The organism is Streptomyces sp. NBC_00466, from assembly GCF_041433995.1.
Classification (GTDB): domain Bacteria; phylum Actinomycetota; class Actinomycetes; order Streptomycetales; family Streptomycetaceae; genus Streptomyces.
The window spans coordinates 2,314,937-2,327,593 of the sequence record NZ_CP107896.1; the positions used below are offsets into that span (position 1 = coordinate 2,314,937).

A 12,657-nucleotide genomic window follows, 5' to 3' on the forward strand; every position below is an offset into this window, starting at 1 on the left:
CCGTGGATCCGGTCATACCGATACCTCCCGGCAGGCCCGGTAGAAGTCCTTCCAGCCGTCCCGTTCCCGCACCACGGTCTCCAGATACTCCTGCCAGACCACCCGGTCGGCCGCTGGATCGCGTACGACGGCGCCCAGCAGGCCGGCGGCGACATCGGCCGACCGGAGCACCCCGTCGCCGAAGTGCGCTGCCAGGGCGAGCCCGTTGGTGATGACGGAGATCGCCTCGGCTGTGGAGAGCGTGCCCGACGGGGACTTGACCTTTGTCCGCCCGTCAGCGGTGACCCCGCCGCGCAGCTCACGGAACACGGTCACCACCCGGCGGATCTCGTCCGTCCCTTCGGGCGCGGCGGGAAGATCGAGCGAACGGCCGATCTGTTCGACGCGCCGCGAGACGATGTCGACCTCCGCATCGGCGGTGGAAGGCAGTGGCAGAACCACCGTGTTGAAACGCCGGCGCAGCGCACTGGACAGCTCATTGACTCCGCGGTCGCGGTCGTTGGCCGTGGCGATCAGATTGAATCCGCGGACTGCCTGCGTCTCCTGGCCCAGCTCCGGGATGGGCAGCGTCTTCTCGGACAGGATCGTGATCAGAGTGTCCTGCACATCGGCGGGGATCCGGGTCAGTTCCTCGACGCGTGCGGTCATGCCGTCCGCCATGGCCCGCATGACGGGGCTGGGCACCAGGGCGTCACGGCTGGGTCCGTGGGCCAGCAACTGCGCATAGTTCCAGCCGTATCTGATCGCTTCCTCGGGCGTCCCGGCCGCGCCCTGGACCAGCAGGGTGGAGTCACCGCTCACGGCTGCGGCGAGGTGCTCGGAGACCCAGGTCTTGGCGGTGCCGGGAACACCGAGAAGCAACAGCGCACGGTCGGTCGCGAGCGTGGTCACGGCGACTTCGACGATGCGGCGCGGTCCGACGTACTTGGGGGTGATCACCGTGCCGTCCGGCAGCGTGCCGCCCTGGAGATAGGTGGCCACGGCCCACGGCGAGAGCTTCCAGCGCTCGGGGCGCGGGCGGTCGTCCGCAACGGCAAGTGCCCTGAGTTCGTGGGCGAATGCGTCCTCGGCGTGCGGCCTCAGAACCTCTGTACCGGTGTTTTCGGACGTGGTCATGGATCCCCCTCCAGATCGCTCGACCGGATGTGGTCACCACCGTGCACCATGGCACTGACAATCGACCGTTTCCGCAGCTCAGGGCCGTTTGTCAGTGGCGGCACGTACCTTCGGAGCCATGAATCAGCAGGGGGTTCTGCAGGAGGGTCGGCAGGGGGTGCGCTGGTCCTCGGACCAGGTACTGGCACTGGCTCCTGACGCGGCATCACGCAAGGCGGGGAGCAGGCTCGGCGGATCGTCCGGGTCGTGGTCGGAAGCGGGGTGGGCGGGTGGCTCGGGCGCCGTGTGGGGGCTGTGCAGCGGAAGCGGTGGCAAGCCGTACCGGACTGTCGTCGACACAGCGGGGGTGGCGTACAAGTGCAGTTGTCCCAGCCGGAAGTTTCCATGCAAGCACGCGTTGGGCCTGCTGCTGCTCTGGGCGGCTGCGGACGAGGCGGTGAAGGACTCACCGACGCCGCCGGAGTGGGCCGCCGAATGGCTGCAAGGCCGCAGGGCGGCCCGGCCCGACGGCCGTTCGGCGGGTGGTCCTGCTCCGGGTCCTGGGAAGGCGACGGATCCGGAGGCGGCGAGGCGGCGGGCGGAGCGCCGGGCCGAGCGGGTCACCGCGGGCGCCACGGAGCTGGAACAGCGCCTGGACGACCTGCTGCGGAGCGGTCTGGCGGGGGCGGAGCAGGCGGGGTACGCACTGTGGGAGGAGACCGCGGCCCGCATGGTCGACGCGCAGGCCCCCGGGCTCGCCTCCCGGGTACGGGAGTTGGGCGCCATCCCGTCGTCCGGCCAGGGCTGGCCGGTGCGGCTGCTGGAGGAGTGCGCGATGCTGCATCTGCTGGACAGGGCCTGGCTCGGACGTGAGCAGTTGCCGGATGCGCTGGCCACGACGGTCCGTACCCGTGTCGGCCTGCCCGTATCAGCCGATGGACCGCCGGTCCGGGACAGGTGGCTGGTCCTCTCGCAGCAGGACTCCACCGACGGGAAACTCACCACTCGCCGCATCTGGTTGTACGGATCCCGGACGGGGCGCACTGCACAGTTGCTGGACTTCGGTGCGGCGGGCAGAGCACCGGGGGTGGCCCTGCCCGTGGGCCTGACGCTGGAGGCGGACCTGATGCCGTATCCGGGTTCAGGTCAGCTACGGGCCGCGCTGGGCGAGCGGTTCGGCCCTCCGGGGCGGTCGGACGGCCCACCCGAGGGCATATCGACCGGCGCCGCCCTCAGCGCGTACGGGCAGGCCCTGCGTGACGATCCCTGGCTTGGTTCCTGGCCGGCGACCCTGTCTTCCGTCATACCGGTGCCCGGTGCCGGCGGAAGCAGCGGCTGGCAACTGGCCGATGTCGAGGGAGAGTCCGCTCTGCCCATCACCCCGGACGCATCGGCCAGGACAGGGCTGTGGAAGCTCACCGCACTGTCCGGTGGGAGCCCGGTCACCGTATTCGGCGAGTGCGGCCACCGCGGATTCACCCCGCTGACGGCATGGACACCAGGCGCCGCCGAAGCCGTGCCGCTGACGTGAGGTGACCTGCCTGGCTGGACCTGACCTGACCGACGTGGCCTGCCCGGCCCGACCTGACCTGACCTGACCTGACCGGCACCGTGGCTGACCGCCCGGTGGGCCAAGCACTCCAACGCGCTCACACCCACCTTCACCTTTACGTTCACACACGTTCACGCACGCACGCACGTTCACGCATGCACGCACGTTCACGGAGGGGACCGATGATCAGCACCCGCACCACCGCCTGGCAAGAGCTCGTCACCTCGGCCCTGCTCGGTACCGACCGCAGGCCGACGCCGAACGGGGACTATCCACTGCTGGACACGGCTGCTCTGCACACCGTACGGCGCAGGGCAGGGCTGCTTCCCGCTGCCGCAGCCGCGCTGCCCTCCCCCGCTCCGGACGATCCGCGGCCCGAGCCGCCCGAGCCTGCCAGGCGAAGACTTGCTCAACTGCTGGCCGACCGGTCCGGGCCCCCGGGATCGGGCGGACGGCGCGGCGCGGCGCCCGATCTCACCGAGTTGCTGCCCCAGTGGCTCGCGGCAGCTCTCCGGCATGGCTACCGCGCGCCGGCCTCGCAGTTGGACGCGCTGCTCGACGCGGCGCGTGCCCGTACGGATCTGCGGCCGCAGGCACTCGCCTTCGCCGGAGCACGCGGATTGTGGCTCGCCCGGCTCAACCCAGAGTGGAAGTTCGCGCTGCGCAGCACGTCGGGCGGTGGGGCACTACCCGCACCCACCGACCTGGAGGCGGTCCAAAGCCTTTGGGAGGAAGGCCTGTTCGTCGAGCGCGTGGCACTCCTCACCTCCGTACGGGCGCATTCACCAGCAGCCGGGATCGATCTGCTCGCCACCACATGGTCCACGGAACGGGCCGAGGACCGCCTGATGTTCCTCGACTCGTTGCGCACCGGGCTCACCGCCGGGGACGAACCCTTCCTGGAACAGGCCCTGGCCGACCGGAGCCGCAATGTCCGCTCCACCGCGGCCGAACTACTCTCCGCGCTGCCCACGTCCGCGCTGGCCGGGCGAATGGCCGACCGGGCAATGACATGCGTCAATCTGGACCTGTCCGAGGACCAGGTCCGGATATCGGTCGAAGCGCCGCACGAGTGCGATGCGGCGATGCAGCGCGACGGCGTATCCGCGGTGCCGCCGGCCGGACGGGGCGAACGGTCCTGGTGGCTGGGCCAGTTGGTGGAGGCGACTCCGCTCGGCGTCTGGACCACCAGGCTGCGGGGCCGCACGCCCGACCGGATCGTCACGCTGCCGGTGGCGGACGGCTGGGGCGAGGAACTGCGCGCCGCATGGTGCCGGGCCGCTGTGCGGCAGCGGGACACCGAATGGTCGCGAGCGCTGCTCTCGGGTCCCGGCACGACGTCCCTCGCCGAGCGCTCCAAACTACTGGCCGCACTGCCGGACGGCGAACGGGCGGGCTGGGTGGCCGAGTTCATAGCCGGGCACGGATTGTCGGAGGCGTTCCAGCTGCTGGCCGTCTGCGATGTCCCCTGGGCGGAGCCGCTGGGCCGGGCTGTGGTGGACGCACTGGAAATCGCGCGGGACGCGGGCAGTTATCCCTGGAGCTTCAGCGGCGTCATGGGACTGGCCGAACGCTGCCTGGACCCCACGGAAGCACCACGCCTTGAGGTCCTCACCGCGCTACCGGACGAAACGGAGGGGGCGTCCCCGGGGGCCGGTGGCTACTGGTCGGAGGCATTCCAGCGGCTGGTGTCGACGTTGAATCTGCGGGCCGCGATGGCTGCGGAACTGGCAGGGAAACCGGCAGGGGAACTGGCAGGGGAACTGGCGGGGGAGGCGCGCTCGGCAGAGGCGATGGAACCGCCGGCGTGATGCTGCGTAACCGGTTTTCACAGCACGGCTCCGCAGGGAACCAGCCCTGTGGGCGCCGGGAAGGGGGTCACAACCTGCCGCAGATACGATGCGACGCGCCCGCGACGTGCTACCGCGTTGCGCGCTCCCCCGAGCACGCAACGGACAAGCACGCAACGGCCGAGCACGCAACGGCGAAGCGCGCAACCGGAACCCGGCGACAGGCGGCAGGCGGCAGGCGGCAGGCGGCAGGCGGCAGGCGGCAGGCGGCAGGCGGCAGGCCAACCGAGAAACCGGCCGGTCAGGCGCCCGCGGGCTGGCGTACGTTCGCGTGGACCCAGTCCACGATGGAGGTCGTGGTCGCGCCCGGTGTGAAGATCTCAGCGACACCCAGTTGCTTCAGCGGTGCGATGTCGGCTTCCGGGATGATCCCGCCGCCGAAGACCTTGATGTCCTCCGCGTCGCGCTCCTTCAGCAGCTCAAGCACCTTCGCGAAGAGCGTGTTGTGGGCACCGGACAGGATGGAGAGCCCGATCGCGTCGGCGTCCTCCTGAATGGCGGTTCCCACGATCTGCTCGGGCGTCTGGTGGAGGCCGGTGTAGATGACCTCCATACCGGCGTCCCGCAGCGCACGCGCGATGACCTTCGCCCCGCGATCGTGCCCGTCGAGACCCGGCTTGGCGACCACTACGCGGATCGGACCGACCACACCCATCACTGCCTCCATGCACGATGCGAACGAACGTGAACGAACGTTATCCACAGCATCCCGCAACCAGCCGTTTCGCGGTGCTCAGGGAGGGGGAAATCACACATGGGACACATTCACTACGCGTCACACCCCGCGCCGGGCCGGACATGCGTATACCGGCTCCGCGCCAGGCGTACCGGGGTGCCGCGTGACGGGAGCCGCAGGCGAGAGCGCCGCATTACCCGTACCATCGGCTGCACGGTGGATGGCACGGAAGCTGACATGTCCGTCATGTCGGCCAGGGACTCTTCCGTGGCACCCATGAGTGCGTGTGGGGACAAGGTCGCCCCCGTACGCCGTTCGGGAGGTCGCCCCATGAAGGTGCTGCCGGATTTCCTCTCCCCCCAATGGCTGCTGCACCAGCTCCAGATTTCCTCCGTGCCACTGCGCGCCACAGCCCTCGACCTCGCGATCCTGGCCGGGCATATGCTGCTCTACCCGTCCGGCATCGCGGATGAGCGCCGGATCGACCTGCCACTGGGTGCACCCCCCGGCGGGCATCCGTCGACCGGGCTCTCAGGACCGCCTGTCGGCGAAACCCTCGGCGCCCCCTTCCGCAACCCGCGCGGGCGGTCGCTCGGGCACCCGCGCGCCGGGGACTCCACGGGGGACTCCACGGGGGACTCCACGGGGGACTCCACGGTCGAGCACCTCCCCCCTCCCGGCCAGGGGCACCGGCCCGTCGTACTGCTCCACGGTTTCGTGGACAACCGCTCCGTCTTCGTCCTGCTGCGCCGCTCCCTCCTGCGGCACGGGTGGCAGCACCCGGAGTCGCTCAACTACTCGCTGCTGACCTGCGACATCCGTGCGGCAGCCGAGCTGCTGGGGCAGCACATCGAGGAGATCTGTGCCCGCACGGGACACCAGGACGTCGACATCGTCGGACACAGCCTCGGCGGCCTGATCGCCCGGTACTACGTACAGCGACTGGATGGCGACAGACGGGTGCGCACGCTCGTCACTCTCGGCACGCCGCACGAGGGAACCCAGATCGCTCAATTGATGAGCGCCCATCCACTCGTCCGGCAGATGCTGCCCCACTCGGACGTGATCGAGGAATTGCACAAGCCCGCACCTGGCTGCCGCACCCGGTTCGTCAGTTTCTGGAGCGAACTCGACCATCTGATGATCCCGGTCGAGGCCGGCTGTATCGACCACCCCGACCTGATCACGACGAATGTCCGGGTCAGCGGCATCGGACACCTCGCCCTGCCGGTGCACCCGGTCGTGGCCGCCGCCATCAGGCAGGCACTCGACTCATCCGACGAGAGGGCCACGGGTTCCGTGGAAAGCGTCCTCTCGGTCGCCTGACAGTGGCCGGAAAACGCGTGAATGAACGACTGAAAGAAAGGGAAGCGAGATCGATCAAAAGGCATTGATACGTCGAACGCTTCCCGAACGCCGGGCCAAGGCTGTGCACATAGCCCCTCGAAAGACGGCCGAATGCCCGATTCCCGCGCGTCCGATACCTGCCGAAGATTGTCGCCGCCACGTACTGCCGGGTACAGTCGCGCCACTGCTTCCACCGGGGGTGCCCCCGAACGCAGGGCCCTGCTGCCGAGGCGAGAGAGACGTTGGTGAACGACCAGCAAACCCACGCCGGGTATGTCGGAAACGACGATTACTCCGCCGGCAGCCCCACCGGCACTTTTGCCGTCGACCCGCTTTTCGGCGATATGCCGGGCGGGTACACGCCTCAGCCGCACGAAGCCCACCACGCAGGACACAGCGGAGAGTACGACTCCACCCAGTGGGACACGGGTTCCCACGGAACTCTCGGATACGACGCGACGTACCAGCCGACCGGCCAGTGGCCGGTTCAGCCGCAGACGGAGCGGCAGTCACAGCCCCGGAGTTACGGCTATCCGACGCAGGTCGTCGCCGGTCATGACACGGCCGGGTACGACACGACGGGCCAGTGGGACGCCGCCGCCTGGAACTCCAACGCCGGGAAACTCACTGGCCAGTTCGAGAATGCCGACGCCACCCAGCAGTGGCTCGCCCAGCCCGACGCCGCCGCCGCCCCGCACGACACCGGTACGTACGACATCAGTACGTACCACACCGGTACGTACGACACCGGCCTCTACAACACCGGCACGTACAGCACTGGTGCGTACGGCACCGACACCGGCGCCCATGACGCCACCGCCTGGAACTCCGCCGGTGAGGCGACTCCCCACGCGACCCAGCAGTTCGCCGCCGTCGACCTCCCGGACGCCACCCAGCCGGAACACACCGCCGAATTCGCGGCGTTCGCCGACCACGACGGGCTCGCGGAGTTCAGTGAGCCCGAGTTGCCGGACGACGAGTCCGACCACACAGCAGGTTCCCCCTCGGACGGCACCCCGCCCACCGCACCGCACCCGGCACCCCACCCTGAATCTCCCCCCGCCGCACGCCGCGCCCCGGGTGGCCGGGGCGGTCGTCGCCGTACGCCTGCCAAGCGTTCCGCGCTGCTGACCATTGCCGTCCCCTCCGTCTGTGTGATGGGTGTGGCCGGAGTTGCCGCTGCGACCGTCGGAGGAATCGGGGAGAGCGGCAAGGACAGCGACACGGCCACGCAGGCCGCCGCCGATCCGTCGTCCGTCAAGCCCGTGGCCGCCAACAGCAAGCTGGACAGCCAGCTCGCCGACCTCAGCCACGAGGCCGACGACTTCGCCGACCGCGCCAGCCGTACGCAGGAGCGCATCGACCTGAAGCAGCGGCAGGCCTCAGCGAAGAAGAAGGCCGAGGAGGAAGCCGCACGCAAGGAGGCGGCCCGGCCGAAGTTCGTCCTGCCGGTCAAGCAGAAGGGGCTCAGCGCCTACTTCGGCCAGGCCGGTGACAACTGGATGTCCGTCCACACCGGGATCGACTTCCCCGTCTCCTACGGAACGCCTGTCATGGCCGCCACCGACGGCACCGTCCGTACGCAGTGGAACAGCGCCTACGGCAACATGGCCATGGTGACGTCACCCGACGGCACCGAGACCTGGTACTGCCACCTCAGCAGTACCAAGATCCGCTCGGGCTCCGTCAAGGCGGGCGAGGTCATCGCGTACTCCGGGGACTCCGGGAACTCGACCGGGCCGCACCTGCACTTCGAAGTACGGCCCAACAGCGGCGCGGCCATCGACCCGCTGCCGTGGCTCCGCGCCCACGGCCTCAACCCGACATAAACCGGCCCGGCTTGACGGAGTCGGGCCCGGCAAGTCCCGGAGACCCCGCAGATTCGCAGCCTCCGCAGCCCCGCCTACAGCTTCTCGACCGGTGCGTAGCGCAGCAGCAGCTTCTTCGGGCGTTCATCGCCGAAGTCCACCGTGACCTGGGCATCCGCGCCCGACCCCGTCACCTGCATCACGGTTCCCAGGCCGAACTGGTCGTGCGTGACCCGGTCCCCCACGTTCAGCGTGATCACCGGCTTGTCACCGGCGCGCCGGGTCGCGAATCCCGAAGCTCCGCCGGAGCCCGCACGCGAACGTGACGAGGACAGCGAGGACGACAACGACGAGGTGATCCCCGACGTCGGACCCGCCGGGGCCGCCATCGCGCCCAGGCGCCTCCACTCCAGGTGCTGCGCGGGGATCTCCTCAAGGAAGCGCGAGGCCGGGTTGTACGAAGGCTGGCCCCATGCGCTGCGCAGCGTCGAGCGCGTCAGATACAACCGCTCGCGGGCGCGCGTGATCCCCACGTACGCCAGCCGCCGCTCCTCCTCCAGCTCCTTGACCTGCCCGAGCGCACGCATGTGCGGGAAGACGCCGTCCTCCATGCCGGTCAGGAACACCACGGGGAATTCGAGCCCCTTGGCCGTATGGAGCGTCATCAGGGTGATGACACCGGAGCCGTCCTCGTCCTCATCCGGGATCTGGTCCGAGTCGGCGACCAGGGCGACCTTCTCCAGGAATTCGGCGAGCGTGCCCGTACCCTCCTCGTCGCCGCGCTCCTGCTCGAACTCCAGGGCGACAGCGGCGAGTTCCTGAAGGTTCTCGATCCGGGTCTCGTCCTGCGGGTCGGTGGATGCCTGCAACTCGGCCAGGTAGCCGGTCCGTTCGAAGACAGCCTCCAGCACCACAGCGGGCCCCGCACCCGACTCGACGATGGTGCGCAGCTCCTCCATCAGGACGTTGAACCGCTTCACCGCGTTGGCCGAGCGGGCCGCCATGCCGTACGCCTCGTCGACCCGGCGCAGCGCCTGCGGGAAACTGACCTTCTCCCGCTGCGCGAGTGCGTCGATCATCGCCTCCGCACGGTCGCCGATACCGCGCTTGGGCACGTTGAGGATCCGGCGGAGCGGGACGGTGTCCTCGGGATTGGCCAGGACCCGCAGATAGGCCAGCACATCGCGGACCTCCTTGCGCTCGTAGAACCGCACCCCGCCGACGACCTTGTACGGAAGGCCGACCCGGATGAAGATCTCCTCGAAGACACGGGACTGCGCGTTCGTCCGGTAGAAGACGGCGACGTCGCCGGCCTTCGCGTCGCCCGCGTCGGTCAGCCGGTCGATCTCGTCGGCGACGAACTGCGCCTCGTCGTGCTCGGTGTCCGCGACATAGCCGATGATCTTCGCGCCCTCACCGGCCTCGGTCCAGAGGTTCTTGGCGCGGCGGTTCTCGTTGCGCTCGATGACCGCGTTGGCGGCGGAGAGGATCGTCTGGGTGGAGCGGTAGTTCTGCTCCAGGAGGATCGTCGTCGCGTCCGGGTAGTCCTCCTCGAACTGGAGGATGTTACGGATCGTGGCCCCGCGGAACGCGTAGATGGACTGGTCCGCGTCACCGACGACGCACAGTTCGCCCGGCGCCCTGCCCTCGCCCGACGGGCCGACCAGTTCGCGTACCAGCGTGTACTGGGCGTGGTTGGTGTCCTGGTACTCGTCGACCAGGACGTGCCGGAAGCGCATCCGGTAGTGCTCCGCGACGTCCGGGAACGCCTGGAGCAGATGGACCGTCGTCATGATGATGTCGTCGAAGTCCAGCGCGTTGGCCTCGCGCAGCCGTGCCTGGTAGAGCGCGTACGCCTCGGCGAGGGTCTTCTCGAATCCATCGGCAGCCTGCCCCGCGAAGGTCTCCTCGTCGATCAGCTCGTTCTTCAGGTTCGAGATCTTGGCGTTGAAGGACTTCGGCGGGAACTTCTTCGGGTCGAGGTCCAGATCGCGGCAGACCAGTGCCATCAGCCGCTTGGAGTCGGCGGCGTCGTAGATCGAGAACGACGAGGTGAAGCCGAGCTTCTTCGACTCGCGGCGCAGGATCCGCACGCAAGCGCTGTGGAAGGTCATGACCCACATCGCCTGGGCGCGCGGGCCGACCAGCTCCTCGACGCGCTCCTTCATCTCACCCGCGGCCTTGTTGGTGAAGGTGATCGCGAGGATCTGGCCGGGGTGCACCCCACGAGAGCCGAGCAGATGCCCGATCCGGTGGGTCAGCACCCGGGTCTTGCCGGATCCGGCACCGGCCACGATGAGCAGCGGGGAACCGGCGTGCACGACGGCGGCGCGCTGCTCGGTGTTCAGCCCTTCGAGCAGCGCCGCGGGGTCCACGGCGGGGCGCGGGGCGCCGTCGCGGTAGTACCCGTCACGCCGGGGCGGCTCCCCTTCCGTGACGGGCCACGCACCGGCGAAGAGGTCGTGCGGAACCTCCTCCGGGGGGTGGCTCCCTCCGGCGTGGCCGCCGGAGGAGTCCTCGGCGGGCGGCGGGGGCTCTTCCTCCGGGGGCTGGAGGTTCGCCAGAAAGCTGTCATCAAAGAGGCTGCTCATCGTCCACCGAGTCTAGGCCGAGCCAGTGACAGTCCGGAGCGGTACGTCCGACCGCCCTGTTCGCCTCCCGCCATCCCCGCCGGTCGCCCGTCCCGCCCCACGGTGTTCCTCGACCGCCCCCGTCCCGTCCCCGTCCCCGTCCCTCGACCGGCTACCGGCTACCGGCTACCGGCTACCGGCTACCGGCTACCGGCGGCAAGGTCACAGAAATGTATCGGGCATATCGAACATCAGCCTTCCCACCCGTCACAGGAGTTGGCTATCTTGCTCGCCCAGGACCGCACGTACCCCCCTCGGCGAACCGCGCCGGAGCGAGCGGTCCGCGCCGAGTCCGCTCTGCCGTACGACGTGCCATGCGATGCGATGTGTGACGTATGTGACGTACGACGCGTGGCAGATGGAGCCGGGGACCCACCAAGCACCACCGGGGTGAATCGGTCCGCACCACCCAGCATCTCCCCACGGACCGTAGGGCGACCTTCCGGACGAGCCCGAACCCTCCCCCAGGACCTGAACGGCCTGGGAGGTACCCCCACCGCAACCCGGTAGGCGGTCCACGGAAGGAGTTGCCTGTCTTGGCAACGCACCGCAAACCGCGTTCCCGCGTACGCAGTACCGCCCCCGCCGTCGGCATAACCACCGCGGCCCTCGCCTCTGTCTCGCTGTTCACCCAGAGCGCCGGTGCCGCACCGGCGCCCACCGCGAAGGCGAAGCCGGGCATCGAAGAGGTACAGAAGAAGGTCGACGGTCTCTACCGCCAGGCCGGCACCGCCACCCAGCAGTACAACCAGGCCCAGGAGGCCACGGCCACGCAGCGCAAGACGGTCGACACCCTCCTCGACCAGGTCGCCCAGCGCACCGCGAAGCTGAACGACTCCCGCCGCACCCTCGGCAACTACGCCGCGGCCCAGTACCGCGAGGGCACCCTCTCCACCACCGCCACCCTGCTCCTCGCCGACAACCCCCAGTCGTACTTCGACCAGGACGAGCTGATGAAGCGGCTCGGCGACCGCCAGGAGAAGGCCGTCTCCGACTACCAGACGCAGCAGCGGTCGGCGGCCAGGAAGCGCGGCGAGGCGGCGCGCAGCCTGGAGAATCTGACCGCGTCGCAGGCGGCGCTGAAGACGAGCAAGGAGTCCGTCCAGTCGAAACTCACCGAGGCGCGCGAGCTGCTCTCGAAGCTGACGGCCGAGGAGAAGGCGCGGCTCGCGGCGCTGGAGAAGAAGAAGGAGGCCGCGGCCAAGCGCAAGGCCGACAAGCTGGCGCAGGAGCAGGCAGCGGCGGAGAAGAAGCGCGAGGCGGCGGAGAAGCCGAAGGGCACCGGCACGAGCACCGGTTCTTCCTCCGGATCCGGATCCAGCTCCGGCTCCAGTACGTCGTCGAGCAAGGCCGCCGCAGCCCTCGCCTTCGCCCGTGCGCAGATCGGCAAGCCGTACGTCTGGGGCGCCACCGGGCCCAGCTCCTACGACTGCTCGGGTCTCACCCAGGCCGCCTGGAAGGCCGCGGGCGTCAACCTCCCGCGGACCACCTGGGACCAGGTAAAGACCGGCACCCGGGTCGCGACGAAGGATCTGCGCCCCGGTGACCTGGTGTTCTTCTACGACGACATCAGCCACGTCGGGATGTACATCGGAAACGGGATGATGATCCACGCCCCGCACCCCGGCGCGGACGTGCGCGAGGAGTCGATCTACTACATGCCGATCCACGGCAGCGTGCGGCCCGGATAGCAGCAGGT

Annotated in this window: 8 protein-coding genes; 5 read left to right on the forward strand and 3 right to left on the reverse strand. The window is 69.3% G+C overall.

The features are described 5' to 3' along the window. Positions 1-12: 12 nt before the first annotated feature. On the reverse strand, positions 13-1,116 hold the full coding sequence (locus tag OG210_RS10100; RefSeq protein ID WP_371535889.1) for an AAA family ATPase: 1,104 nt from the start codon (positions 1,114-1,116) through the stop codon (positions 13-15). A gap of 118 nt (positions 1,117-1,234) precedes the next feature. Between OG210_RS10100 and OG210_RS10105 the strand changes: the two genes are divergently transcribed. Further along, complete coding sequence (locus OG210_RS10105; RefSeq protein WP_371535892.1) at positions 1,235-2,626, forward strand: SWIM zinc finger family protein; 1,392 nt, start codon at positions 1,235-1,237, stop codon at positions 2,624-2,626. 203 nt (positions 2,627-2,829) lie between these two features. Further along, positions 2,830-4,458 (forward strand): DUF5691 domain-containing protein, encoded by a 1,629-nt coding sequence (locus tag OG210_RS10110; RefSeq protein WP_328330319.1) that lies wholly within the window; start codon positions 2,830-2,832, stop codon positions 4,456-4,458. A 280-nt stretch (positions 4,459-4,738) separates the two neighbouring features. Here the strand turns inward: OG210_RS10110 and OG210_RS10115 are convergent, their stop codons facing one another. After that, positions 4,739-5,152, reverse strand: coding sequence for a cobalamin B12-binding domain-containing protein (locus OG210_RS10115; protein WP_266854138.1), 414 nt, complete (start codon positions 5,150-5,152; stop codon positions 4,739-4,741). 351 nt (positions 5,153-5,503) lie between these two features. On the opposite strand from OG210_RS10115, the gene OG210_RS10120 reads away from it, so the two are divergent. Beyond that, on the forward strand, positions 5,504-6,499 hold the full coding sequence (locus OG210_RS10120) for an alpha/beta fold hydrolase (RefSeq protein ID WP_328330317.1): 996 nt from the start codon (positions 5,504-5,506) through the stop codon (positions 6,497-6,499). Between the two features lie 266 nt (positions 6,500-6,765). Continuing rightward, positions 6,766-8,349, forward strand: coding sequence for a M23 family metallopeptidase (locus OG210_RS10125; RefSeq protein WP_371535896.1), 1,584 nt, complete (start codon positions 6,766-6,768; stop codon positions 8,347-8,349). Between the two features lie 74 nt (positions 8,350-8,423). Here the strand turns inward: OG210_RS10125 and pcrA are convergent, their stop codons facing one another. Next, entirely contained in the window at positions 8,424-10,919 is a 2,496-nt protein-coding gene (gene pcrA, locus OG210_RS10130; protein WP_328330313.1) for a DNA helicase PcrA, read from the reverse strand. Between the two features lie 575 nt (positions 10,920-11,494). Between pcrA and OG210_RS10135 the strand changes: the two genes are divergently transcribed. After that, the gene (locus OG210_RS10135) at positions 11,495-12,649 is read left to right on the forward strand and encodes a C40 family peptidase (protein ID WP_328330311.1); all 1,155 of its coding nucleotides are present in this window, start codon (positions 11,495-11,497) and stop codon (positions 12,647-12,649) included. Positions 12,650-12,657 lie beyond the last annotated feature (8 nt).

Coding starts and splice junctions, on each gene's coding strand:
- OG210_RS10100 (WP_371535889.1), bottom strand. CDS start 1,116: ATGACCACGTCCGAAAACACCGGTACAGAGGTTCTGAGGCCGCACGCC.
- OG210_RS10105 (WP_371535892.1), top strand. CDS start 1,235: ATGAATCAGCAGGGGGTTCTGCAGGAGGGTCGGCAGGGGGTGCGCTGG.
- OG210_RS10110 (WP_328330319.1), top strand. CDS start 2,830: ATGATCAGCACCCGCACCACCGCCTGGCAAGAGCTCGTCACCTCGGCC.
- OG210_RS10115 (WP_266854138.1), bottom strand. CDS start 5,152: ATGGGTGTGGTCGGTCCGATCCGCGTAGTGGTCGCCAAGCCGGGTCTC.
- OG210_RS10120 (WP_328330317.1), top strand. CDS start 5,504: ATGAAGGTGCTGCCGGATTTCCTCTCCCCCCAATGGCTGCTGCACCAG.
- pcrA (WP_328330313.1), bottom strand. CDS start 10,919: ATGAGCAGCCTCTTTGATGACAGCTTTCTGGCGAACCTCCAGCCCCCG.